At 61.1% G+C, this 24,510-nt stretch carries 20 protein-coding genes and 2 tRNA genes; 5 read left to right on the top strand and 17 right to left on the bottom strand.

The genetic code is table 11. From position 1 onward, the window contains the following. Positions 1-73: 73 nt before the first annotated feature. Positions 74-988, bottom strand: coding sequence for a LysR family transcriptional regulator (locus NCCP436_RS08465; protein ID WP_220803552.1), 915 nt, complete (start codon positions 986-988; stop codon positions 74-76). Between the two features lie 116 nt (positions 989-1,104). Here NCCP436_RS08465 and NCCP436_RS08470 point away from each other — a divergent pair, with 116 nt between their 5' ends. Further along, on the top strand, positions 1,105-2,121 hold the full coding sequence (locus tag NCCP436_RS08470; protein WP_220803553.1) for a zinc-binding alcohol dehydrogenase family protein: 1,017 nt from the start codon (positions 1,105-1,107) through the stop codon (positions 2,119-2,121). 3 nt (positions 2,122-2,124) lie between these two features. Here the strand turns inward: NCCP436_RS08470 and NCCP436_RS08475 are convergent, their stop codons facing one another. Continuing rightward, positions 2,125-2,763 (bottom strand): TetR family transcriptional regulator, encoded by a 639-nt coding sequence (locus NCCP436_RS08475; protein WP_220803554.1) that lies wholly within the window; start codon positions 2,761-2,763, stop codon positions 2,125-2,127. Positions 2,764-2,942: 179 nt separating this feature from the next. Between NCCP436_RS08475 and NCCP436_RS08480 the strand changes: the two genes are divergently transcribed. Genes NCCP436_RS08480 through adeC form a run of 3 tightly spaced genes read left to right on the top strand, consistent with a single transcriptional unit; the run spans position 2,943 to position 8,680 of the window. Then, the gene (locus tag NCCP436_RS08480; protein WP_220803555.1) at positions 2,943-4,091 is read left to right on the top strand and encodes an efflux RND transporter periplasmic adaptor subunit; all 1,149 of its coding nucleotides are present in this window, start codon (positions 2,943-2,945) and stop codon (positions 4,089-4,091) included. 15 nt (positions 4,092-4,106) lie between these two features. Continuing rightward, a complete protein-coding gene (locus NCCP436_RS08485; RefSeq protein ID WP_220803556.1) occupies positions 4,107-7,250 on the top strand; it encodes an efflux RND transporter permease subunit in 3,144 nt (1,047 codons plus the stop codon). Further along, positions 7,247-8,680 carry an AdeC/AdeK/OprM family multidrug efflux complex outer membrane factor gene (gene adeC, locus NCCP436_RS08490; protein WP_220803557.1) on the top strand — a complete coding sequence of 478 codons (1,434 nt, stop codon included), beginning with the start codon at positions 7,247-7,249 and terminating at the stop codon, positions 8,678-8,680. Before NCCP436_RS08485 ends, adeC begins: the two co-directional genes overlap by 4 nt. Positions 8,681-8,739: 59 nt before the next feature. Here adeC and pnp read toward each other — a convergent pair whose 3' ends face one another. From pnp to ftsH, 14 genes are all read right to left on the bottom strand, one after another. Beyond that, positions 8,740-10,842: a polyribonucleotide nucleotidyltransferase gene (gene pnp, locus NCCP436_RS08495; protein WP_220803558.1), complete on the bottom strand. Its 2,103-nt coding sequence runs from the start codon at positions 10,840-10,842 to the stop codon at positions 8,740-8,742. Between the two features lie 171 nt (positions 10,843-11,013). Next, positions 11,014-11,283, bottom strand: a complete 270-nt coding sequence (rpsO, locus tag NCCP436_RS08500; RefSeq protein WP_220803559.1) for a 30S ribosomal protein S15 — start codon at positions 11,281-11,283, stop codon at positions 11,014-11,016. Positions 11,284-11,478: 195 nt separating this feature from the next. Then, positions 11,479-12,399, bottom strand: a complete 921-nt coding sequence (gene truB / locus NCCP436_RS08505; protein WP_220803560.1) for a tRNA pseudouridine(55) synthase TruB — start codon at positions 12,397-12,399, stop codon at positions 11,479-11,481. Positions 12,400-12,401: 2 nt separating this feature from the next. Then, on the bottom strand, positions 12,402-12,788 hold the full coding sequence (gene rbfA, locus NCCP436_RS08510) for a 30S ribosome-binding factor RbfA (RefSeq protein WP_220803561.1): 387 nt from the start codon (positions 12,786-12,788) through the stop codon (positions 12,402-12,404). 110 nt (positions 12,789-12,898) lie between these two features. Further along, the gene (gene infB / locus NCCP436_RS08515) at positions 12,899-15,385 is read right to left on the bottom strand and encodes a translation initiation factor IF-2 (RefSeq protein WP_220803562.1); all 2,487 of its coding nucleotides are present in this window, start codon (positions 15,383-15,385) and stop codon (positions 12,899-12,901) included. A gap of 27 nt (positions 15,386-15,412) precedes the next feature. Further along, positions 15,413-16,894 (bottom strand): transcription termination factor NusA, encoded by a 1,482-nt coding sequence (gene nusA, locus NCCP436_RS08520; protein ID WP_220803563.1) that lies wholly within the window; start codon positions 16,892-16,894, stop codon positions 15,413-15,415. A gap of 117 nt (positions 16,895-17,011) precedes the next feature. Then, positions 17,012-17,470: a ribosome maturation factor RimP gene (gene rimP / locus NCCP436_RS08525; protein ID WP_220803564.1), complete on the bottom strand. Its 459-nt coding sequence runs from the start codon at positions 17,468-17,470 to the stop codon at positions 17,012-17,014. Between the two features lie 259 nt (positions 17,471-17,729). Continuing rightward, positions 17,730-17,806, bottom strand: a tRNA-Met gene (locus NCCP436_RS08530). Between the two features lie 97 nt (positions 17,807-17,903). Further along, positions 17,904-17,989: transfer RNA gene (locus NCCP436_RS08535), tRNA-Leu, on the bottom strand. A 7-nt stretch (positions 17,990-17,996) separates the two neighbouring features. Continuing rightward, on the bottom strand, positions 17,997-18,374 hold the full coding sequence (gene secG / locus NCCP436_RS08540; RefSeq protein ID WP_220803565.1) for a preprotein translocase subunit SecG: 378 nt from the start codon (positions 18,372-18,374) through the stop codon (positions 17,997-17,999). A 3-nt stretch (positions 18,375-18,377) separates the two neighbouring features. Then, positions 18,378-19,133 carry a triose-phosphate isomerase gene (gene tpiA, locus NCCP436_RS08545; RefSeq protein WP_220803566.1) on the bottom strand — a complete coding sequence of 252 codons (756 nt, stop codon included), beginning with the start codon at positions 19,131-19,133 and terminating at the stop codon, positions 18,378-18,380. 65 nt (positions 19,134-19,198) lie between these two features. Next, a complete protein-coding gene (glmM, locus tag NCCP436_RS08550) occupies positions 19,199-20,536 on the bottom strand; it encodes a phosphoglucosamine mutase (protein ID WP_220803567.1) in 1,338 nt (445 codons plus the stop codon). Between the two features lie 126 nt (positions 20,537-20,662). After that, a complete protein-coding gene (gene folP / locus NCCP436_RS08555) occupies positions 20,663-21,514 on the bottom strand; it encodes a dihydropteroate synthase (protein WP_220803568.1) in 852 nt (283 codons plus the stop codon). A gap of 8 nt (positions 21,515-21,522) precedes the next feature. After that, the gene (ftsH, locus tag NCCP436_RS08560; protein WP_220803703.1) at positions 21,523-23,436 is read right to left on the bottom strand and encodes an ATP-dependent zinc metalloprotease FtsH; all 1,914 of its coding nucleotides are present in this window, start codon (positions 23,434-23,436) and stop codon (positions 21,523-21,525) included. 347 nt (positions 23,437-23,783) lie between these two features. Between ftsH and yhbY the strand changes: the two genes are divergently transcribed. Continuing rightward, positions 23,784-24,095: a ribosome assembly RNA-binding protein YhbY gene (yhbY, locus tag NCCP436_RS08565; RefSeq protein ID WP_220803569.1), complete on the top strand. Its 312-nt coding sequence runs from the start codon at positions 23,784-23,786 to the stop codon at positions 24,093-24,095. Between the two features lies 1 nt (position 24,096). Here the strand turns inward: yhbY and NCCP436_RS08570 are convergent, their stop codons facing one another. Next, positions 24,097-24,423, bottom strand: coding sequence for a DUF4149 domain-containing protein (locus tag NCCP436_RS08570; RefSeq protein WP_309295059.1), 327 nt, complete (start codon positions 24,421-24,423; stop codon positions 24,097-24,099). Between the last annotated feature and the right edge of the window lie 87 nt (positions 24,424-24,510).

Here is a 24,510-nt window from a genome sequence, read left to right on the forward strand (position 1 = left end):
GGCAGCGCGACACTGCGGTACGTTGCCGCAGAAGCCTGGTACGAGAGTCTAGCAGGCGCCCGGCACTTTATCGTCAACGCCAGGGCGCCGCGGCCAGCAGGGTCCCGCAGCGCAACTGGAGGAACTCGCGCAGCAGATGCACCGCCTTGCTCAGCTGAGCGCGGTGCGCACAGACCAGATACAGCGGCGTCGGCTCGCCCAACCAGGCGGGCAGCAGCACCTGCAGCCGCCCCTCCCGCACGTCGTCGGCCACGTCCAGCCAGGACTTGTACACCACGCCCTGCCCGGCCACGGCCCAGCGCCGGGTGACATCGGCATCGTCGCACACCCGGTTGCCGGCAACGCTCATGACCACCTCGCGCTTGCCGTCCTGAAAGCGCCAGCGGTCATGCACGCGACCGTGCAGCATGTACAGCAGGCAGTTGTGCTGGCGCAGATCCTCCACCGTATGCGGCGCGCCGTGCTTGGCCAGATAGGCCGGCGAAGCGCAAAGAACCCGGCGGTTGTCCGGCGCCACCGGCAGGGCCACCAGGCTGGAGTCTTCCGGCGCGCCATAGCGCAGGGCGATATCCACCGGCTCGCGGAACAGATCGGCGACACGGTCGGCCAGCAGCAGGCGCAGCTGCAGTTGCGGATGCTCGCCCTGGAACTCGTCCAGCCAGGACAGCAACGTGTTACGGCCGAAGTCCGAGGGTGCCGACAGCTGCAGCACGCCACGAATGCCGTCCTGGCTGCCGGCCAGTTGCTGGCGCCCCTCCTCCAGGCTCTGCAAGGCCAGGCGGGCGTGGACCAGATACAGCTCACCCTCGGGCGTCAGGCGCAGGCTGCGCGTCGAACGCGCCAGCAGGCGCACCTGCAGTTGTTGCTCGAGACGCTTGAGCGCGGCGCTGGCCACCGCCGGCGATACGTCGAGTAGCCGCGCCGCAGCCGACAGGCTGCCGGTTTCGGCAGTGCGCACGAAGAGTTGTAGGTCATCGAAACGCAGCATGGGGCGACTCACTTTCAAAATAATGATGAAAGAGACTCTACCGGCAGGCGATTTTTTCAACCAGCAGAACGGATGACCATGAATGCGTTGCCTGAATCCACTAGAGGAGCCCTAGCATGAAAGCCGTCGCCTACTACCAATCCCTTCCGGCCGACCATCCCGAAGCCTTGCTGGACGTGCAACTGGATGCCCCCTCCCCTGGGCCGCACGACCTGCTGGTGGAGATTCGAGCGATTTCGGTCAACCCGGTCGACACCAAGATCCGCCTGGGCGTCACCCCGGAGAACGGCGCAGCCAAGGTACTCGGCTGGGACGCTGCCGGTGTGGTCAAGGCGGTGGGCAGTGCAGTGAGCCTGTTCCACCCCGGCGACCGGGTGTTCTATGCCGGTGCCATCGACCGTGCCGGGGCCAACAGCGAGCTGCACCTGGTCGATGAACGCATCGTCGGCGCCATGCCCGCCAGCCTGTCGTTCGCCGAAGCGGCAGCGCTGCCGCTGACGGCCATCACCGCCTGGGAACTGCTGTTCGAGCGTCTGCAGATCGCCGAAGGTTCGGCCGATCAGGGCCAGAGCCTGCTGATCGTCGGTGCCGCCGGGGGTGTCGGTTCGATCCTCACTCAACTGGCGCGGCGCCTGACCGGCCTGACCGTGATCGGCACCGCCTCGCGTCCGGAAACCCAGGCCTGGGTCCGCGAGCTGGGTGCGCATCACGTGATCGATCACAGCAAGCCGCTGAGCGAGGAACTGGCGCGCGTCGGTGTCGGCCAGGTCACCCATGTCGCCAGCCTGACCCAGACCGATCAGCACTACGCTCAACTGATCGAGTGCCTGCTGCCGCAGGGCCGCCTGGCGCTGATCGATGACCCGCTGCAACCGCTGGACGTGATGCAGCTCAAGCGCAAGAGCCTGTCGCTGCACTGGGAACTGATGTTCACCCGCTCGCTATACCAGACCGCCGACATGATCGAGCAGCATCGGCTGCTGCAACGGGTCTCCGAACTGGTCGACAGCGGCGTGATCAGAACCACCCTCGGTGAGCATTTCGGCCGCATCGAGGCCTCCAACCTGCGCCGCGCCCATGCACTGCTGGAAAGCGGCAAGGCGAAAGGCAAGATCGTGCTCGAAGGGTTCTGAAACCTAATCGGCCTGGCTGCGCAACGCCGGGCTGTTGCGCAGCATGTCGAGCGCAGCATCTACCAGTGAGGCAGCCTGCCCTGCCAGATCGAAATCTGCCGCCAGCAGCCAGTGACTCTCGATGCCCTCCATGTAGGCATGCAAACAGACGGCTGCACTCCGGCAGTCCAGATCGGTCGGCAACTGCCCACGGCTCACAGCGTTGCTCAATGCCTTGGCGATGCGCTGGTCGCATTCACGAGCCAATTCCTGCATACGATCGCGCAAACCGAGTAGCTCACCACTGTATTCGCACTTGTAGCGCAGGATGTCATGGATACGGCGGCTCTGCGTATCCTCAGCCAGACGGGTGAGTGCACAGATCAGCAATTCGCGCATGCAGCCCAAAGGATCAGGCTCATCCTCGCTTTCGCTGGCACGCGCCAGTTCCTCCAGCGGCAAACGCAGACGGTCAAGCATGGCCTGGAACAAATCGATCTTGTTCTCGAAATGCCAATAGATGGCGCCCCGGCTGACCCCTGCTACCCTTGCCACTTCTCCCAGAGAGGCTCGCGAGACGCCTTGGGCATAAAATACCTGCTCGGCAGCGTCCAGAATCTGCACTCGAGTTTCCTGCGCCTGCTCTTTGGTTCTTCTGGCCATCTACCTACCTGACTCCACCTGACTGTAAATTCTTGGTAAAGAGGGACATGTGTGAGTATGCAGGCATGGTTATTCATTTACAAACATTCATGCATGTAAGTATATTCCTCTCTGATCCCTTATCCCGCCTTTGCACTCTTAGCCCTTCGGGCCCGGATTCACTAAAACGAGGTTCTCAGATGCATTCGAAGCCAGTCCTTGCCGCCTGGGTTTCTGTCGCCACGGTGCTGTTTCTCAGCCTCGCCGGCTGTAAGGAAGAAAGCACCCCACCGCCTCAGCAGACACCTCAAGTAGGCATCGTCACCCTGAAGGCACAGCCCTATACCCTGACCAGCGAAGTACCCGGGCGCACCAGCGCCTACCGCATCGCCGAGGTACGCCCACAGGTCAACGGCATTATCCAGAAGCGCCTGTTCACCGAGGGCAGCGAGGTCAAGGCTGGTCAACAGCTGTATCAGATCGATCCGTCCAGTTACGAGGCCGCATTCAAGAGCGCTCAGGCCACACAGATCTCGGCCAAGGCCCTGGCTGATCGTTACAAGCTGCTGGTTGCCGACAAGGCCGTCAGCCAACAGGCCTACGACGAAGCTCGCGCTGCCAGCCTGCAGGCCGAGGCAGCGCTTGAGCAAGCTCGCATCGATCTGCGCTACACCCGCGTCCTGGCGCCTATTGCTGGTCGCATCGGCCGTTCCGCGGTGACTGAAGGTGCACTGGTTAGCAACGGTCAGGCGGCCGCTCTGGCCACCATTCAGCAACTCGATCCGATCTATGTCGATGTCACCCAATCCAGCAAGGAGTTGCTGCGTCTACGCCGTGAACTGGCCGAAGGCCGCCTGCAACAGGCCGCAGACGGCTCTGCCCGGGTCACTTTGAAACTGGAAGATGGCAGTCTCTACGAGCACCCGGGCACCTTGGAATTCTCTGAGGTAGCAGTGGATGAAGGTACCGGCTCGGTCACTCTGCGCGCAGTATTCCCCAATCCCGATCATCTCTTGCTGCCGGGCATGTTCGTACACGCCCAACTGCAATCGGGCGTGCGTGAGCAGGCAATTCTTGCTCCGCAACAGGGTGTAACCCGCAACCCCCGCGGAGAACCTACCGCCCTGGTCGTCGGCGCCGACGAGAAGGTCGAGCTGCGCGTGCTCAAGGCCGAGCGTACCGCCGGCAACAACTGGCTGATCCTCGAAGGTTTGAACGAAGGTGACCGACTGATCACCGAAGGTCTGCAATTCATCCAGCCTGGCATTAAGGTCAAGGCAGAGCCGGCGAGCAACGTGAACAACGACACCACAGCGTCAGGCGATAAGCCGACCAATGGCCAGGGCTAAACGGAGAATCGCTGAATGTCCAAGTTTTTTATCGACCGGCCGATCTTCGCCTGGGTGATTGCATTGGTGATCATGCTGGCCGGCGGCCTGTCTATCCTCAAGTTGCCAATCAACCAGTATCCAAGCATTGCTCCACCAGCTGTGGGCATCCAGGTGAGCTACCCGGGTGCCTCGGCGCAGACGGTTCAGGACACCGTGGTACAGGTGATCGAGCAACAGCTCAACGGTATTGACGGCCTGCGCTACATCAGTTCGGAGAGCAACTCCGACGGCAGCATGTCGATCAACGTGACCTTCGAGCAAGGGGTCAACCCGGACATCGCCCAGGTGCAGGTGCAGAACAAACTGCAACTGGCCACACCGCTGCTACCGCAGGAAGTCCAGCAACAGGGTATCCGCGTAACCAAGTCGGTGAAGAACTTCCTGATGGTCATCGGCCTGGTTTCCACCGATGGTGGCATGACCAAGGATGACCTGGCCAACTACATCGTTTCCAATCTGCAGGATCCAATCTCGCGAACCAAGGGTGTCGGTGACTTCCAGGTGTTCGGCGCTCAGTATGCCATGCGTATTTGGCTGGATCCGGCCAAGCTCAACAGCGTCCAGCTGACTCCGGTGGATGTAAGGAGCGCGATTCAGGCGCAGAACGTACAGGTATCCTCCGGACAATTCGGCGGTCTGCCAGCGGCCCCCGGCAACCAGCTCAACGCCACCATCATCGGCAAGACCCGCCTGCAAACCCCGGAGGAATTTCGCAACATCCTGCTGAAGGTCAACAACGACGGTTCGCAGGTACGCCTAGGCGATGTCGCCAAAGTCGAGCTGGGTGGTGAGAACTACGCCATCAACGCCCTGTACAACGGCATGCCGGCTTCCGGCCTGGCGATCAAACTGGCTACCGGTGCCAATGCGCTGGATACTGCCAAAGCAGTGCGCGAAACCATCGCTTCTCTGGAACCCTTCTTCCCTCCGGGCGTGGAAGTGGTCTATCCGTACGACACCACGCCGGTAATCTCGGCCTCCATCGAAGGGGTGGTACAAACCCTGTTCGAGGCTATCATTCTGGTGTTCCTGGTGATGTTCCTGTTCCTGCAGAACCTTCGGGCCACAATCATCCCCACCCTGGCGGTACCGGTGGTACTACTTGGCACCTTCGGCGTACTGGCGGCCTTCGGCTTCTCCATCAACACCCTGACCATGTTCGCCATGGTGCTGGCCATCGGTCTGCTGGTGGATGACGCTATCGTCGTCGTGGAAAACGTCGAACGGGTGATGCGTGAGGACGGCCTGTCGCCGCGCGAAGCCACGCGCAAGTCCATGGGGCAGATCCAGGGCGCTCTGGTCGGTATCGCTCTGGTACTGTCGGCAGTGTTCCTGCCAATGGCCTTCTTCGGTGGTTCTACCGGGGTGATCTACCGGCAGTTCTCCATCACCATTGTCTCGGCCATGAGCCTCTCCGTGCTGGTGGCACTGATCTTCACCCCGGCACTGTGCGCCACACTGCTCAAGCCCATTGACGGCGAACACCACGATGCCAAGCGTGGTTTCTTCGGCTGGTTCAATCGCACCTTCGAGCGCGGCAGCAACGCCTACCAGCACGGCGTCGCGGCCATGCTGCGGCGCAAGGCGCCGTACGTCCTGCTGTACCTGGTGATCGTCGGCGTGATGATGTGGATGTTCACCCGCATCCCCACCGCCTTCCTGCCCGAGGAGGACCAAGGCGTGCTGTTCGCCCAGGTGCAGACCCCTGCTGGTTCGAGCGCCGAGCGAACCCAGGTGGTGGTGGACAAGATGCGTACTTACCTGCTGGAAGAGGAAAGCGATACGGTTAAATCCGTGTTCACCGTCACCGGCTTCAACTTTGCCGGTCGCGGTCAGAGCTCGGGCATGGCGTTTATCATGCTCAAGCCCTGGGCAGAGCGTCCGGGCGAGCAAAACAGCGTTGCGGCGCTAGCCCGGCGTGCGCAACAGCATTTCTTCAGTTTCCGCGACGCCCTGGTGTTCGCCTTCGCCCCCCCGGCGGTGATGGAGCTGGGCAATGCCACCGGCTTCAACCTGTTCCTTCAGGATCAGGCGGGCGTCGGTCATGAGGTACTCAACGAAGCGCGCGACAAGTTCCTGCAGCTGGCCAATGCCCATCCGGTACTGGACAGCGTGCGCGCCAACGGCCTGCGCGACGAACCGCAATACCAACTGTTGATCGACGACGAACGCGCCCGTGCCCTCGGCCTGTCGCTGGCGGATATCAACAGCACCCTGTCGATTGGCTGGGGCGCCAGCTACGTCAACGACTTCATCGACCGCGGCCGGGTGAAGAAGGTCTACCTGCAAGGTATTCCGGAATCTCGCATGACGCCGGAAGACCTGAACAAGTGGCACGTACGAAACAATGCCGGACAGATGGTTCCGTTCAGCGCCTTCGCCAGCGGCGAATGGGTCTACGGGCCGCCCAAGCTGTCACGCTACAACGGTGTCTCGGCGGTGGAGATTCTCGGTGCGCCAGCCCCCGGTTACAGCTCGGGCGACGCCATGGCCGCAGTCGAGGAAATCGCCTCACAGATGCCCGAGGGCGTGGGTTACGCCTGGACCGGCCTGTCCTATGAGGAACGCCTGTCGGGTGCCCAGGCCCCAGCGCTGTATGCCATTTCCCTGCTGGTGGTGTTCCTCTGCCTGGCAGCGCTGTACGAGAGCTGGTCGATCCCCTTCTCGGTGATGCTGGTGGTACCACTGGGGATTATCGGCGCGCTGCTGGCGACCTATGGTCGCGGCCTGTCCAACGACGTGTTCTTCCAGGTCGGCCTGCTCACCACGATTGGCCTGTCTGCGCGTAACGCGATTCTTATCGTGGAATTCGCCAAAGCCCAGTACGAACAAGGCAGAAACCTGGCCGACGCGGCTCTGGAGGCCTGTCGTATGCGTCTGCGACCAATCGTGATGACCTCGCTGGCGTTCATTCTCGGCGTGCTGCCGCTGGCCATCGCCAGTGGTGCCGGCGCTGGCAGCAAGCATGCCATCGGAACCGGGGTAATCGGCGGCATGCTCAGCGCCCTGGTGCTGGCAATTTTCTGGATCCCGTTGTTCTACGTGGTGGTCTGCTCGCTGTTCGAGAGGAAACGCCCCGAGCAGACTGGCGCAAATGAAAAGGAGGCACTGCAATGAGGCAGTCCCTGTTGTCCCTGGCCGTAGCCACCGCTCTACTTAGTGGTTGCAGCCTGATCCCTGACTATCAGCGGCCGGAAGCCCCGGTCGCAGCCGACTGGCCGCAAGGCACAGCTTATGGCAGCGCCGCCAGCGAAGGCAGCCGCTCCGCGGCCGATCTGCAATGGCGCGAGTTCTTCCGTGATCCGGCCCTGCAGCAACTGGTACAGGTAGCGCTGGAGAACAACCGCGACCTGCGCGTCGCCGCACTGAACGTCGAGGCCTACCGCGCGCTGTACCGCATCCAGCGCGCCGACCTGCTGCCTTCGGTCTCGGCCAACGGCAGCGGCACCCGCCAGCGCCTGCCGGCGGATCTGAGCCCGACCGGCGAAGCGCAGACCAGCGGTCAATACAGCGCGACACTGGGCGTCAGTGCCTGGGAGTTGGACTTCTTCGGCCGTATCCGCAGCCTCAGCGAACAGGCCCTGCAGCAGTATCTGGCCACCGAACAGGCAGCGCGCAGCACGCAGATCAGTCTGATAGCCAGCGTGGCCAACGCCTACCTGCAGTGGCAGGCCAATCAGGCACTGCTGCAACTGACCCAGGACACCCTGAAGACCTTCGAGGAAAGCTATCAACTGACTCAGCGCAGCTTCGACGTCGGCGTTGCCGATGCCCTGACCCTGAGCCAGGCGCGCAGCGCAGTAGACAGCGCCCGGGTAAGCCTGGCGCAGTACCAGCGCCAGACCGAACAGAGCCGCAACGCCCTTGCTCTCTTACTCGGCACTGCCGTACCTGCCGACCTGCCGCAGGGACTGGCGCTGGAAACGGAAATTCTCGAAACGGTGCCTGCCGGCCTGCCCGCCGAGCTGCTGCAACGTCGTCCGGACTTGCTCCAGGCCGAATATCAGTTGAAGGCGGCCAACGCCAATATCGGTGCGGCCCGCGCGGCGTTCTTCCCCAGCATCAGCCTGACCGCCAACGCCGGCACCACCAGTACCCAGCTATCCGGCCTGTTCGACAGCGGCTCCGGCACCTGGCTGTTCCAGCCACAGATCAGCTTGCCGATCTTCAACGCTGGTCGCCTGCGTGCCAACCTCGACTATGCCGAGCTGCAGAAGGACATCCGCGTGGCGCAGTACGAACAGGCGATCCAGGTAGCCTTCCAGGAAGTCGCGGATCGTCTGGCTGCTCGCACCACCTACCGTCAGCAACTGGAGGCTCAAAGCGCCCTGCTTGCCACCACCGAGACTTACTACGAGCTGGCCGAGCGACGCTACCGAACCGGCGTCGACAGCTACCTGGCACTGCTCGATGCACAGCGCCAACTGTTCACCGTGCGCCAGCAGGCGATCATCGACCGCCTGGCCCAACTCAACAGTGAAGTGGAGCTGTATAAGGCCCTCGGTGGCGGTTGGACAGACTCCACGGAGGCAGTCACGCAGGGCTAACCCCGGCCTACAGGCAACAAAAAAGGCTCCCGAGGGAGCCTTTTTCATTTCTGCCTGACTCAGACGCCAGCTGCTTCCGCTGCCGCCACATCCTTGATCGATAGCTTGATACGGCCGCGGTTGTCCACGTCCAGTACCACAACCTTCACTTCCTGGCCTTCCTGCAGTACATCCGTGACCTTCTCCACGCGCTGATCGCTCAGCATGGAGATGTGCACCAGACCGTCCTTGCCCGGCAGGATGTTGACGAACGCACCGAAGTCGACAATGCGCTCCACCTTGCCGACGTAGATCTTGCCGATCTCGGCTTCCGCAGTGATGGCCAGTACACGCTGCCTGGCAGCCTCGGCCGCTTCCTTGGTTTCGCCAAAGATCTTGATCGAGCCGTCGTCTTCGATGTCGATCGAGGCCTTGGTCTCTTCGCAGATGGCACGGATGGTGGCGCCGCCCTTGCCAATCACATCACGGATCTTGTCCTGGTCGATCTTCATCGCCAGCATGGTCGGAGCGTTGGCCGACAGTTCGCTGCGCGATTGGCTGATCACCTGGTTCATCTGACCGAGGATGTTCAGGCGGGCTTCCAGCGCCTGCTCCAGCGCCTGCTCCATGATTTCTTCGGTAATGCCCTGGATCTTGATGTCCATCTGCAGCGCGGTGACGCCCTTGGCGGTACCGGCAACCTTGAAATCCATGTCGCCCAGGTGGTCTTCGTCACCGAGGATGTCGGTCAGAACGGCAAACTTCTCGCCTTCCTTCACCAGTCCCATGGCGATACCGGCTACCGGTGCCTTCATCGGCACACCAGCGTCCATCAGTGCCAGCGAGGCACCACAGACCGAAGCCATGGAGGACGAACCGTTGGACTCAGTGATTTCCGAGACTACGCGAACGGTGTACGGGAACTCGTCCGCGCTCGGCAGCATGGCAGCAACACCACGACGGGCCAGGCGGCCATGGCCGATCTCGCGACGGCCGGTAGCCCCCATGCGACCACACTCGCCCACCGAGTATGGCGGGAAGTTGTAGTGCAGCATGAAGTTATCCTTCTTCTCGCCCTCAAGGGTGTCGAGAATCTGCGCGTCGCGTGCGGTGCCGAGGGTGGCAACCACCAGAGCCTGGGTTTCGCCACGGGTAAACAGCGCCGAACCATGGGTCTTGTCCAGCACGCCGACTTCGATGTGCAGCGGACGTACGGTACGGGTGTCACGGCCATCGATACGCGGCTTGCCGTTGACGATGTTCTCGCGCACGGTGCGGTATTCGATCTCGCCGAAGGCTTCCTTCACCTCACCGGCGCTCGGGCCTTCCTCGCTGGCGAAGCGGGCTACAACCTGCTCACGCAGCTCGTCCAGGCGGGCATAGCGCTCCTGCTTGACGGTGATGGTGTAGGCCTGGGAAATGGCTTCACCGAACTCACTGCGAATGGCATCCAGCAGAGTGGTGTTCGGGGTGGGCGCAGTCCAGTCCCAGCGCGGTTTGCCGGCTTCGGCAGCCAGCTCCTCGATGGCCTTGATGGCCACCTGGAATTCCTCATGGGCAAACAGCACGGCGCCCAGCATTTGGTCTTCGGTCAGCTCCCGGGCTTCCGATTCAACCATCAGCACGGCGTCCTTGGTGCCGGCCACGACCATGTCCAGACTGGAAGCCTTGAGCTGATCGTAAGTCGGGTTCAGCAGGTAACCGGTTTCCGGGTGGAAAGCCACGCGGGCTGCACCGATCGGACCGTTGAAGGGAATCCCGGAGATGGCCAGAGCGGCCGAAGTGCCGATCATCGAGGCGATGTCCGGATCGGTCTTCTTGCTGGTGGACAGCACGGTGCAGATAACCTGCACTTCGTTCTGGAAGCCTTCCGGAAAGAGCGGACGGATCGGGCGATCGATCAGGCGTGAAGTCAGGGTTTCCTTCTCGCTCGGGCGCGCCTCACGCTTGAAGAAGCCGCCAGGAATCTTGCCTGCGGCGTAGCTCTTCTCCTGGTAGTGCACGGACAGGGGAAAAAAGCCTTTGCTCGGATCTGCGCTCTTGGCGCCGACTACGGTGACCAGTACGGTAACGTCGTTATCGACGCTCACCAGCACGGCGCCGCTGGCCTGGCGGGCAACTCGGCCCGTCTCGAGGGTAACGGTCGACTGACCGAACTGGAATTTCTTGATTACCGGGTTCACGGTGTTTTCCTTCTCTGTGTTGCCTTGGGGGAAATCTGAAGGCGGCACGGGAGTCGGACCCGATGCTTCCTTCGAAAAGCCAGAAGCTGGAAGCCCGCAGCGGCAAGCCGGGAACCTGTCCCCACTTGCCGCTGCGAACTCCCAGCTTCCAACTTGTGCAGCTCGCGTCTGTTAGCGACGCAGGCCCAGGCGACCGATCAGGGCGCTGTAACGAGTAGTGTCCTTACCCTTCAGGTAATCCAGCAGCTTGCGGCGCTGGTTAACCATACGGATCAGACCACGACGGCTGTGGTGATCCTTGCCGTTGGCCTTGAAGTGACCTTGCAGCTTGTTGATGTTGGCGGTCAGCAGGGCAACCTGCACTTCCGGGCTACCGGTATCGCCTTCAGCTTGCTTGAACTCGTTAACGATCTGGGCTTTTTCTTCAACGCTGAGTGCCATGTTGGCTTCCTCCATTCAGGAAACTGCCGAAGCAGTCTCAATAGGCCGGGAATCACTCCCCGTGTTTTAAAAAGAGGCATGACCATGCCTATTAACAGCCACCCTCAACTGCCCACTGGTGGTAACACCACCAGTGAACCTTCGGCCATTTGGCCGAATCGTGCACGCCACCGTTGCCGGTGACGTTCGCCGGCGCTAGGCACCGGTATGAATCAGTCGACGCGGCGCAATCCGCCCGTCGTCGCTCACTTCACCGATCCCGATAAAGCGACCATTGTGATCCTGCACCCGCACCATGCCAAACGCTGGTGCCTGTGGTGCCCTCACCGGCTGCCCCTGCAGCCAGTAGAAAGCGCTGTGCTCGGACAACTGCAGCAACGGCCAGTCACACAACCCGCTGTCCACCGGCTGCAGGAAACGATCCAGCGCCTCACTGCCGCCTTCGGCGTGGGCTGCTTCCAGCGCCTCCAGAGTTACAGTGCCGGCCAGCTCGAAAGGCCCGGCCTTGGTACGCCGTAGCTCGGCGACATGCGCGCCACAGCCGAGCACCTGGCCGAGATCCTCGACCAGAGTCCGAATGTAGGTACCCTTGCTGCAGTCGACGGCCAACCGGATCAGGTCTCCATCGAACGCCAGCAACTCCAAGCGCGCAATAGTAACAGAACGCGCTTCGCGCTCCACTACCTCTCCGGCACGGGCCAGCTTGTAGAGCGGCTGCCCATCCTTCTTCAACGCTGAGTACATCGGCGGTATCTGCTTGATTTTCCCGCGAAAGCCGGCCAGAGCGGCTTCGATTTCCGGGCGACCGACGGTCACCGGCTGACTCCCGGTTACCTCACCCTCGGCATCACCAGTGCTGGTGGTGACCCCCAGACGGGCAACCGTCTCGTAGCCCTTGTCGGCATCAAGCAGGTATTGGGAGAACTTGGTCGCCTCGCCGAAACACAACGGCAACACGCCGGTTGCCAGTGGATCAAGGCTACCGGTATGTCCGGCTTTCTCCGCATTGAGCAGCCAACGCACCTTCTGCAGGGCACCGTTAGAGGTAAAGCCGTGAGGCTTGTCGAGCAGGATGATGCCGTCAACCTTGCGGCGAACACGTTTGACCTGAGCCACACCTACTCCTCACCGCCGTCCTGATGCCTGCGGTCTTCCGCCACGGCCCGTTCGATCAGTGCCGACAGCTCGGCACCACGACGAATGCTGGCATCGTAGTGGAAGTGCAACTGCGGAATGCTACGTACCTTCATCAGCTTGCCCAGCAACATGCGCAGGTAGCCTGCCGCCTCACTGAGGATTTCCAGATTCAGGAGAATCTGCTCGGGATCGTCCTTGCCCATTACGGTGATAAAAACCTTGGCATGGGACAGGTCGCGGCTCACTTCCACAGCAGTGATGGTCACCAGGCCCAGACGCGGATCCTTGATCTCGCGCTGGATCAGCACCGCCAGTTCGCGTTGCATCTGGTCGCCGACCCGCTGGGTACGGCTATAGTCTTTGGCCATTTCTACTTACCTTTCCTTCATCCGCCACTGCAGCCAGTGGCGGACGCAAAAGCAGCAAACGCCCGGCCGCGCAAAGCGGGGCCGGGCGCTGCATGATCGGCATGACGCCCTTACAGACTGCGCGCCACCTGAACCTTCTCGAACACTTCGATCTTGTCGCCGACCTTGACGTCGTTGTAGCTCTTCACGCCGATACCGCACTCCATGCCATTGCGGACTTCGGCAACGTCGTCCTTGAAGCGGCGCAGCGATTCCAACTCGCCCTCGAAGATCACCACGTCCTCGCGCAATACGCGGATCGGACGGTTGCGGTAGACGGTACCCTCGACGACCATGCAGCCGGCCACGGCACCGAACTTCGGCGAACGGAACACGTCGCGCACCTCGGCGATGCCCAGGATGTTCTCGCGAACATCGCTGCCGAGCATACCTGTGAGCGCTTTCTTGACGTCCTCGATGATGTCGTAGATGACGTTGTAGTAGCGCATGTCGAGGCCTTCGGACTCGACAATCTTGCGCGCACCGGCATCGGCACGGACGTTGAAGCCGAACAGCACAGCGTTGGAGGCCAGCGCCAGGTTGGCGTCGGACTCGGTGATGCCACCAACGCCACCGCCGACCACGCGTACCTGCACCTCGTCGTTGCCGAGAGTGCTGAGCGAGCCCTGCAGGGCCTCCAGCGAACCACGAACGTCAGCCTTGAGCACGATATTGAGGGTCTTCTTCTCCTCCTGGCCCATGCTCTCGAAGATATTCTCGAGTTTGCCGGCGTGAGCCCGAGCGAGCTTGACCTCGCGGTACTTGCCCTGACGGAATAGCGCCACTTCACGCGCTTTCTTCTCGTCGGCTACCACCATCATTTCGTCACCGGCTTCCGGCGTACCGTCCAGGCCGAGGATCTCGACCGGGATAGCCGGTCCGGCTTCCTTGATCTGCTTGCCGTTCTCGTCGAGCATGGCGCGCACGCGACCATAGTTGACGCCGACCAGCACCATGTCGCCCTGACGCAGGGTGCCGTCCTGAACCAGCACGGTAGCCACCGGGCCACGGCCTTTGTCCAAGCGCGACTCAACCACCACGCCCCGGCCCGGAGCCGACGGCGTAGCCTTCAGTTCCAGCACCTCGGCCTGCAGCAGCACGGCCTCCAGCAGTTCGTCGATACCGGTACCAACCTTGGCGGAAACATGAATGAAGGGCGCATCGCCACCCCATTCCTCGGGAATAACATCCAGAGCAGCCAGGCCGTTCTTGATGTTGTCCGGGTTGGCTTCGGGCTTATCGATCTTGTTCACCGCCACAACGATCGGCACACCAGCAGCCTTGGCGTGCTGCACGGCCTCTTGAGTCTGCGGCATCACTCCGTCGTCAGCCGCCACCACCAGGATGACGATGTCGGTAGCCTTGGCACCGCGGGCACGCATCGCAGTGAACGCGGCGTGGCCGGGAGTGTCGAGGAAAGTGATCATGCCGCGGTCGGTCTGCACGTGGTACGCGCCGATATGCTGGGTGATGCCGCCAGCCTCACCGGAAGCCACCTTGGCACGACGAATGTAGTCGAGCAGCGAAGTCTTGCCGTGGTCGACGTGACCCATCACGGTCACAACAGGTGCACGGGATACGGCTTCACCCTCGAACTTCAAGGACTCGGCCAGTTGCTCCTCAAGCAGGTTGTCACTGACCAGCTTGACGTTGTGACCGAACTCCTCAGCCACCAGCTGCGCGGTTTCCTGATCCAGGACCTGGTTGATCGTGACGGGCGAGCCCATCTTGAACATGAACTTGATGACTTCGGCAGCCTTGATCGACATCTGCTGGGCCAGCTCGGCCACAGTGATGGTTTCGCCGATCACCACGTCACGCACCACCGGCCCGGCCGGAGCCTGGAAGCCGTGCTGGTTGCGCTTCTTAATTTTCGACTTGCCGCCACGGCCGCCACGACGGAAACCGTCACTTTCCTCATCCAGGCTACGTGGAGCAACACGCGGTGCCGGCACCTTCTCCTTGAGGTTCGGGCGATGGGCCTGCTTGCGCTCGCGGCGCTCGTCATCATCGCTGCGCGCCTTCTCGGGACGGCGCGGCTCTTCCTTCTTGCGCTCAGCTTCCACCACTGGCGCAGCCACAACCGGCTCGGCCGGCTCTGCCGGAGCGCTTGGCGCAGCCTGGGCAGCGGCAGCTTCTGCCTGACGGCGAGCCTCTTCTTCGGCCTGGCGGCGCTTAGCTTCCTCTTCAGCCTTCAGACGCTCGGCCTCGGCTTCGGCAGCTCGCTGCGCTTCCAGCTCGCGCTGCTTCTCAGCTTCCAGCTCTTCCGGGCTGCGCTTGACGAAGGTCTTCTTCTTGCGCACTTCCACGCTGATGGTCTTGCTACCAGCAACCCGCAGGGTACTGGTGGTCTTGCGCTGCAAGGTAATCTTGCGCGGTTCTTCAACTCGGTCGCCGTGACTGCTCTTGAGGTAGGCCAGCAGGGCCTGTTTCTCACTGTCGGTCACTACTTGCTCGGCGCTCTTGTGGGGCAGGCCGGCTTCACGCATCTGCTGCAGCAGACGTTCTACCGGCGTACCGACCACTTGAGCCAATTCTTTCACCGTGACTTGCGTCATGCATCTTTCTCCTCAGGCCGCAACCGCTTACTCGAACCAATGGGCTCGAGCGGCCATGATCAGCTTGCCGGCACGTTCTTCGTCGATGCCGTCGATGTCGAGCAGATCGTCGATCGACTGCTCGGCCAGGTCTTCACGGGTAATCACGCCGCGCAGCGCCAGCTCCAGAGCCAGCGCTTTGTCCATACCCTCAACTTCCAGCAGGTCATCCGCCGGATGGGCATCGGCCAACTTCTCCTCGTTGGCGATCGCCTTGGTCAGCAGACGATCCTTGGCTCGTGCACGCAGCTCGTTGACGATCTCTTCGTCAAAGCCATCAATGCTGAGCATTTCTTCCATGGGTACGTAGGCAATCTCCTCGAGACTGGTAAACCCTTCCTCAACCAGAACCTGAGCCAGTTCCTCGTCGACCTCCAGCTCGTCGATGAAGGACTGCATGATGTCGCCGGTTTCCGCCTGTTGCTTGGCCTGGATATCGGCTTCGGTCATCACATTGAGCGTCCATCCGGTCAGCTGGCTGGCCAGGCGTACGTTCTGACCGCCACGGCCGATGGCCTGCGCCAGATTGTCTTCGGCCACGGCGATATCCATGGCGTGGGCGTCTTCGTCGACGATGATCGCCGCCACTTCGGCGGGCGACATGGCGTTGATCACGAACTGCGCCGGGTTGTCGTCCCACAGCACGATATCAACACGCTCGCCCCCCAACTCTCCGGAGACGGCCTGAACACGCGAGCCGCGCATGCCGATGCAGGCACCCTGCGGATCGATACGCTTGTCCTTTGAGCGCACGGCGATCTTTGCGCGCGAGCCCGGATCCCGGGAAGCCGCCTTGACGTCGATAAGACCCTCGGCGATTTCCGGCACCTCAATACGGAACAGCTCGATCAGCATTTCCGGTGCGGTACGCGACAGGATCAGCTGCGGCCCGCGGTTCTCCGTACGGATTTCCTTGAGCAGGGCACGCAGACGCACGCCAACACGGAAGGTCTCGCGCGGGATGATGTCCTCGCGAGCCAGCAGTGCCTCGGCATTATTGCCCAGATCCACGATAACGCTGTCACGGGTGACCTTCTTCACGGTACCGGAGATGATCTCGCCAACACGCTCGCGATAGGCATCAACCACTTGCGCACGCTCAGCTTCGCGCACCTTCTGCACGATCACCTGCTTGGCGGTCTGCGCGGCAATGCGGCCAAACTCGATGGACTCGATTTTTTCTTCCAGAACGTCACCGATCTTGGCGCCCGCCTCAAGGGCACGCGGCATATCTTCGGTCACCTGAAAGGCCGGATCCTCGAACTCGGAGTCGTCGACTACAGTCCAGCGACGGAAAGTCTCGTAGCTGCCGTTCTGCCGGTTGATCGACACGCGCAGGTCGACCTCGTCCTCAAAACGCTTCTTGGTGGCAGTCGCCAGAGCCAGCTCCAGCGCCTCGAAAATAACGCCTGGCGGTACACCCTTCTCGTTGGATACCGACTCAACAACTAGCAGTACTTCTTTGCTCATCGTACGCCTCGCCTTTCGCAATCCATTGGACCTGCGCAGCCCGCGCCCCTGACGCAACCTCTGCGCAACTCGCCTGTTCCTCGCGGAACCCGCATGCACAGACGCGGGATACGCGCCTCAATCAAACCGGGGGATAATGTTGGCCTTGTCGATCAGATCGACCGGCAGCAGATATTCGTGGTCATCCACCTGCACCACCACGTCCTGCTCCTCCACACCACGGAGGAGACCCTGAAAATTGCGTCGTCCCTCGAACGGCGAGCGCAACCTGATCTTCACCTGCTCGCCCGCGTGCCTGCCAAACTGTTCCAGGGTGAACAACGGCCGATCCATGCCGGGCGAAGAGACCTCAAGGGTGTATTCCGAACTGATCGGATCCTCGACATCCAGCACACCACTGAGTTGACGACTGACGATCTCGCAATCGTCAATAAGGATGCCATCCACCTTATCTATATAAACGCGCAACAGAGAATGGCGCCCCTGCGACAGGAACTCGATGCCCCAACATTCGTAACCGAGAGCTTCGATTACCGGGGCCAACAAGGCCTGCAACTGTTCTAGCTTGCTCGACACTTAACGGCCCTCGTGCATGCTGTGCAAATAAAAAATGGGCGAAACGCCCATCCCTTCGATCCACCACGATCGGCGGACAGTGTATCCAGCGAAGAACCTATTACGACGCTGCCAACCGAAACCCTGCTAAAAAGACAGCAAGAGACGAGCGGGTTCAAATTCGATCGTAGCAGCCATGCACCCGCCGCTCATCACGACAAAACCGGCACATGACCATCAAGGTTCCAACAAAAAGCCCCTGAACAGGGGCTTCTGGAACTGGTTGCGGGGGCTGGATTTGAACCAACGACCTTCGGGTTATGAGCCCGACGAGCTACCAGACTGCTCCACCCCGCGCCTAAAGCTGGGCCGGAATTATACGACCCACCCCTCAAAGGGTCAACCAACACTGCGACAACAAGAAAGCCCGCATTATTGCGGGCTTTCTTGAATATGGTACCGAGGAGGGGACTCGAACCCCTACAGCCTGTGGCCACTACCACCTCAAGGTAGCGTGTCTACCAATTCCACCACCTCGGCAAAACTGTTACTGCCCTGGAACTTCCGGCACATCCGCCGAACCAGCGGCGGGCGCCTGCTCCTCGAGCACCGGAACGTCTTCGACAACCGGCTTTTGCTGAACCTCCAGAACCGCAGGATCTGGAAGACCAACTTGACTCAGCGCCTCAGCTCTTTCCTTAGCAAAGTAAGCTAAGCCCAAGCTGGTACTGAAAAAAGCTGCGGTAAGTATAGCAGTAAACTTACTCAAAAAGGTAGCAGAACCTTGGCTTCCGAATACAGTTGCCGAAGCACCCGCACCGAACGACGCACCAGCGTCCGCCCCTTTGCCCTGCTGCAACAGCACCAGCACGACAATACCAATCGCACCTAGCAGATGCAGAACAATAATGACTGTTTCCAGCATTCTTCACATTCCCGCAGCGCGACAGATCGCACCGAATTCATCCGCATTCAGAGAGGCCCCACCTACCAGCCCCCCATCGATATCCTGCATACCGAACAGTTCGGCTGCGTTGGCGGCCTTCACACTGCCGCCATACAGAATTCTCAGACCCTCAGCAATCTCAGCATCCAACCGAGCTACCTGAGCACGGATAGAAGCATGAACTGCCTGCGCCTGTTCCGGAGTAGCTGTCAGCCCAGTACCGATAGCCCAGACCGGCTCATAAGCCACCACCGCATTGTGCAGCGACTGAACACCCAAGGCGTCCGTCACCGCCGCAAGCTGGGCCGCCACCACCGCCAGCGTGAACCCTGCCTCGCGCTGCTCACGAGTCTCGCCAACACATAGCACCGGCGTCATACCTGTCGACTTCACCGCAGCAAACTTGCGCACAACCACCGAGTCCGACTCTCCAAGAATCAGGCGTCGCTCGGAGTGACCGACCAGCACCAACTTGCAACCGCCATCGACCAACTGGCTTGCAGCCACCTCACCGGTCAACGCACCCTGCTCGGACTGGACAGCGCAATCCTGCGCCCCGACTCTCAGCACAGTACCGGCCAAAGCATCTGAAACCCGGGAAAGATGCAGCATCGAAGGAAACACTGCAACTTCAACCGCCTCAGGCAACTCCTGCCTGCGCAACCCTTCGATCAGCTCTGCGACACTGGCGCGGGTACCTTGCATTTTCCAGTTACCGGCGACCATGGGGCAACGCATGACTTACCTCATCGATCAAAGAGGGCGCAGATGTTACCCAAGAGCACCCTGCCTAGCAAGCGTAATCATGCGCAGACCTGCGCAACAATTCCTGCCAATTCATCGGCATAGGCGCGCACCTGATGCTCGTCGTCACCTTCGACCATTACTCGCACCAACGGCTCGGTTCCCGACTTGCGCAGCAGCACGCGACCACGCCCGGCCATCCGCTCGGTAATTCTCGCGCTAGCCTCCTTGACCGACGGATGCTCAAGCGGGTCCGTCTCACCGGAAAAACGCACATTAACCAGCACCTGCGGACACTTGCACAGCGCGGCCCGCGCCTCAGCCAGTGTCTGTTCACGACGTTTGAGCGCCATCAACACCTGAAGCGCGGCAATTATGGCGTCGCCGGTAGTGGTGTGCTGGAAGCAAACCAGATGCCCTGAGTTCTCCCCACCAAGCAACCAGTTGCGCGCCAAAAGCTCAGCGATCACATAACGATCCCCGACCTTCGCTCTCACAAAGGGAATATTCAGCTCGACCAGCGCCAACTCCAGACCGAGATTGCTCATCAGCGTTCCAACCACACCGCCATGCAGGCAGCCGCGCTCTTGCATGTCTCGCGCAATGATGAACAGAAGCTCATCACCGTCGACTACCGAGCCATGCTGATCCACCATCAGCACCCGGTCGGCATCACCATCGAAAGCAATACCCATGTCGGCCTGCTGCGCCACCACCTCCGCCTGTAGCGCAGCAATATGAGTCGAGCCACAGCCGTCATTGATATTAAGACCGTCCGGATGCGCAGCAATCACTCGCACCTCAGCACCCAACTCGCGAAACACGCTGGGCGCAACCTTATAGGCTGCTCCATTGGCACAATCGACGACCAGTTTCAGCCCTTTGAAGCTGGTACCACTGGGCACACTACTCTTGCAAAACTCAATGTAGCGCCCAGAGGCGTCATTGATCCGCGACGCCTTGCCCAGGCTGGCCGAGTCGACTACGGCCATCGGCTGATCGAGCAATTCCTCGATCAGTTGCTCCACCTCGTCCGGCAACTTGGTGCCCTCGCCGGAAAAGAACTTGATACCGTTGTCGTCGTGCGGGTTGTGCGAAGCACTGATGACGATCCCAGCCTCTGCCTGAAATGTACGTGTCAGATAGGCTATCGCCGGTGTCGGCATTGGCCCGAGCAACTGCACGTCAACTCCGGCCGCAGCCAGACCGGCCTCCAGAGCCGACTCGAACATGTAGCCGGAGATACGCGTGTCCTTGCCGATCAAAATCCGGCACTTGCCCTGCCTGCGAAAGGCCATTCCTGCAGCCCAGCCAAGTTTAAGCATGAAATCCGGAGTGATGGGGTACTGCCCGACGCGCCCACGAATGCCATCGGTGCCGAAATATTTTCTAGCCATAGCCTTTTCCTTGTTGGCGACCCCTCCTGAAAGGAGCCACACGATCTGTCTGAGTCAGCAGAACGCTCCACAGGCGCCCACGGGCACCGAAACGGAGAAGCTCCAGCCCCCCCAGGGCGACGGGCGCTAGGAGGCGCTCTCGACCGCCGTAATCATGCGCACCACATCGACGGTTTCCGCCACGTCGTGCACTCGCAGGATATGCGCGCCCTTGCTCAAGGCTAGCGCAGCCAGCGCCAAGCTTCCGTACAGACGCCCCTCCACTTCGTGGCCGAGCACCTTACCGATCATGCTCTTGCGCGAAACACCTACCAGCAGCGGCCGACCCAGCTCGGCAAGCTGATCCATGCGACGAAACAGCGACAGGTTATGCTCCAGCGTCTTGGCAAAGCCAAATCCCGGATCCAGCACCAGCCGATCCGCCGGAATACCGGCTGCAGCACAGGCCGTCATGCGCTCGACGAGAAAGTCGCGCACTTCCTCATAGATGTCGGGATAGCAAGGATCGTCCTGCATGTTTCCGGGCTCACCGCGCATATGCATCAGGCACACCGGCAAACCGGTGTCAGCCGCAGCATCCAGCGCACCATCACGCCGCAGAGAGCGCACATCATTGATCAGCCCGGCACCAAGACGGGCCGTCTCACGCATCACTGCAGGCGTTGAAGTATCGACCGAAATGATCACGTCCAGCTCACGCGCGATCGCCTCTACGACCGGAGCAACTCGCTCCAGTTCCTCAACCGGCGATACAACTCGCGCTCCCGGCCGGGTCGACTCGCCGCCGACATCGATCAATGTAGCGCCTGCCTCGACCATCGCCACAGCATGACGCAGCGCAGCATCACGCCGAGCGTAGCGCCCCCCATCAGAAAAGGAGTCAGGCGTGACATTGAGAATTCCCATCACCTGCGGACGGGACAAATCAAGAAGCCGGCTGCCACAAGGCAGCCGGCTCGGGAGTTGCGTTTCAGACATGGAAAACCTTAATGCTCGGCAGCAGGGCCACCTATAGGTTTCTCGGGACGGGAAACCTCATCGACGTCGGACTGCGGAGACGAACCGGAGTCACCATCCCCCCAGCCACGGGGCTCGCGGGGCTCACGTCCGTCCATGATATCGTCGATCTGCTCCGAGTCGATGGTCTCGTACTTCATCAGCGCAGCGGCCATGGCGTCGAGCTTGTCGCGGTTCTCGATCAGCAGACGCTTGGCCGTCTCATAGCATTCGTCAATGATGCGACGCACCTCCTCGTCGATCAGGCGCGCAGTCTCGCCGGACACGTTGGTGTTCTGACTACCCATACTGCGCCCCAGGAATACCTCGCCTTCCTCCTCAGCGTACATCAGCGGGCCGAGCTTCTCGGACAGCCCCCACTTGGTCACCATGTTTCGCGCCAGTTGCGTGGCGCGCATGATGTCGTTGGAAGCACCGGTAGTGACACCGTCAAAGCCCAGGGTCATTTCCTCGGCGATGCGCCCGCCAAACAGCGAGCAAATCTGACTGATCAGCGCCCGCTTGGACAGGCTGTAGCGATCCTCCTCCGGCAGGAACATGGTCACGCCCAGGGCTCGACCGCGCGGAATGATGGAAACCTTGTAGACCGGGTCATGCTCAGGCACCAGACGACCGACGATAGCGTGACCTGCCTCGTGGTAGGCGGTATTGAGCTTCTCCTTGTCGGACATGACCATGGTCTTGCGCTCGGCGCCCATCATGATCTTGTCCTTGGCCAGCTCAAACTCCTTCATTTCCACCAGGCGCTTGCCGGCCCGGGCAGCGAACAACGAGGCCTCGTTGACCAGGTTGGCCAGATCGGCACCGGAGAAGCCGGGTGTACCACGGGCAATGACCACAGCATTGACATCCTCGCCCAGCGGCACCTTGCGCATGTGAACCTTGAGAATCTGCTCGCGGCCGCGAATATCCGGCAGACCGACCACCACCTGACGATCGAAACGCCCGGGACGCAGCAGTGCCGGGTCGAGCACGTCCGGACGGTTGGTCGCGGCGATGACGATGATGCCGTCGTTCATCTCGAAGCCGTCCATTTCCACCAGCAACTGGTTGAGGGTCTGCTCACGTTCGTCATGACCACCGCCCATGCCAGCACCACGGTGGCGACCAACGGCATCGATCTCGTCGATGAAGATGATGCACGGGGCGTGCTTCTTGGCCTGATCGAACATGTCGCGCACGCGGGACGCCCCCACACCGACGAACATCTCGACAAAATCGGAACCGGAAATGGTGAAGAACGGCACTTTGGCCTCACCTGCCACGGCCTTGGCCAGCAGGGTTTTACCGGTACCCGGCGAACCAACCATCAGCACTCCGCGCGGAATACGCCCGCCAAGACGCTGGAACTTGCCCGGATCACGCAGGAATTCAACCAGTTCGCTGACCTCCTCCTTGGCCTCGTCGCAACCGGCAACGTCGGCAAAGGTGGTTTTGACCTGATCTTCGGAAAGCAGGCGCGCCTTGGACTTGCCAAAGCTCATTGGCCCACCCTTGCCGCCAGCACCACCCTGCATCTGGCGCATGAAAAACATGAACACGGCGATGATCACAAGGATCGGGAAGCTGGCCACCAGCAACTGGGTCCAGATGCTCTGCTGCTCCGGCTGCTTGCCTTCGATGACCACGTTGTTATCGATCAGATCGCCGATCAGGCCGCCATCCTGAATGGCCGGACGAATGGTCTTGAAGCCTTCGCCATCGGTGCGCTTGCCGGTGATCACGTAGCCGTCGACGACCACACGCTCAACACGCCCCTCCTTGACCTGCTCGATGAACTGCGAATAACTCAGCGTTTGCGGCTCGCTCGGGCTGGAGAAATTGTTCATCACCGTGACCAGCACCGCTGCGATGATCAGCCACAGGATCAGATTCTTTGCCATGTCGTTCAATTAGCTACCCTCTGAAGCAGGCCTCGTGGCGAAGCGAGCTTCCCATGACGACCAGTGATTACCGTCCTAAGTTACACCAAACGCCCGCTTCTGGCAGGCACCGTCTGTAACCCTTTATGAGGTTTACACAACCGACGACCGCATCCCACCCGCCTTCTTCGCACACAGACAGCCGCGCGGACAGCGGTAACAGAAGCCTTGAACGTCATATGGGGGCTTTTCCGGCAATCACAAGGGCAGATACACCGGTACCTGCACTTGCCGGCAGATCATGAATAACTACGCGGGCTCGGGTAAGATAGGCACCGTTTTTCCAGACCGAACCTAGGGGTCAGATTATGCCGCTCACTCAGGAGCAGAAGAAACAGTTCAAATCCATCGGCCACCACCTCAAACCCGTTCTGATCGTGGCCGACAACGGTCTGACCGAGGGGGTTCTGGCGGAACTGGAGCGCGCCCTGAACGATCACGAACTGATCAAGGTGCAACTGCGCCTTGGCGAACGTGAAGATCGCCAAGCTGCCATCGCCGCGCTATGCGAGGCAGGCAGGGCCGAACTGGTACAGAGCATCGGCAAGGTGGCGCTGCTCTACCGCAAGAATCCCAAGCCCAACCGCAACCTCTCCAACGTCATCCGCCACCAGGGCTGAGTCATCCGCCTCGGCGCACCGGCACGGGCTGCAGCACCAGCAGCAGCCCGGAAAATGCCATGAGATGGTAGCTAAAGCGCAGCCAGCGCGGCGCCTCACCCCATAGCCAGGGCACCAGCCAGTAGCTTAGCGCCATCAGCAGGGCGCCCAGCAACAACTGCCCGCGGAAATCCCGCCAAAGGCCGCTCAGTCCCTCGCAACACAGCAGGATCACTGCCTGCAACCCGCAGCAAAACGCCGCCAGCGCCACCAGCAATGCACTGAACTGAATCTCGACTTCCTGCACCAATAACGGCGCCAGACCGGTACGTGACAGCCCTGGCTGCACAAGCAGCTGCCATGCCCACAAACCACCAACCCAAAGCGAAGAAGCCAGCTGCCAGAGAATGGCAGCTGGCTTCGCTGAAGAGCGGGC

It is taken from the genome of Pseudomonas sp. NCCP-436 (assembly GCF_019656335.1).
Taxonomy (GTDB): domain Bacteria; phylum Pseudomonadota; class Gammaproteobacteria; order Pseudomonadales; family Pseudomonadaceae; genus Aquipseudomonas.

Coding starts and splice junctions, on each gene's coding strand:
- adeC (WP_220803557.1), top strand. CDS start 7,247: ATGAGGCAGTCCCTGTTGTCCCTGGCCGTAGCCACCGCTCTACTTAGT.
- infB (WP_220803562.1), bottom strand. CDS start 15,385: ATGACGCAAGTCACGGTGAAAGAATTGGCTCAAGTGGTCGGTACGCCG.
- NCCP436_RS08480 (WP_220803555.1), top strand. CDS start 2,943: ATGCATTCGAAGCCAGTCCTTGCCGCCTGGGTTTCTGTCGCCACGGTG.
- NCCP436_RS08465 (WP_220803552.1), bottom strand. CDS start 988: ATGCTGCGTTTCGATGACCTACAACTCTTCGTGCGCACTGCCGAAACC.
- nusA (WP_220803563.1), bottom strand. CDS start 16,894: ATGAGCAAAGAAGTACTGCTAGTTGTTGAGTCGGTATCCAACGAGAAG.
- ftsH (WP_220803703.1), bottom strand. CDS start 23,436: ATGGCAAAGAATCTGATCCTGTGGCTGATCATCGCAGCGGTGCTGGTC.
- folP (WP_220803568.1), bottom strand. CDS start 21,514: ATGTCTGAAACGCAACTCCCGAGCCGGCTGCCTTGTGGCAGCCGGCTT.
- NCCP436_RS08470 (WP_220803553.1), top strand. CDS start 1,105: ATGAAAGCCGTCGCCTACTACCAATCCCTTCCGGCCGACCATCCCGAA.
- glmM (WP_220803567.1), bottom strand. CDS start 20,536: ATGGCTAGAAAATATTTCGGCACCGATGGCATTCGTGGGCGCGTCGGG.
- yhbY (WP_220803569.1), top strand. CDS start 23,784: ATGCCGCTCACTCAGGAGCAGAAGAAACAGTTCAAATCCATCGGCCAC.
- rbfA (WP_220803561.1), bottom strand. CDS start 12,788: ATGGCCAAAGACTATAGCCGTACCCAGCGGGTCGGCGACCAGATGCAA.
- rpsO (WP_220803559.1), bottom strand. CDS start 11,283: ATGGCACTCAGCGTTGAAGAAAAAGCCCAGATCGTTAACGAGTTCAAG.
- NCCP436_RS08475 (WP_220803554.1), bottom strand. CDS start 2,763: ATGGCCAGAAGAACCAAAGAGCAGGCGCAGGAAACTCGAGTGCAGATT.
- secG (WP_220803565.1), bottom strand. CDS start 18,374: ATGCTGGAAACAGTCATTATTGTTCTGCATCTGCTAGGTGCGATTGGT.
- tpiA (WP_220803566.1), bottom strand. CDS start 19,133: ATGCGTTGCCCCATGGTCGCCGGTAACTGGAAAATGCAAGGTACCCGC.
- NCCP436_RS08485 (WP_220803556.1), top strand. CDS start 4,107: ATGTCCAAGTTTTTTATCGACCGGCCGATCTTCGCCTGGGTGATTGCA.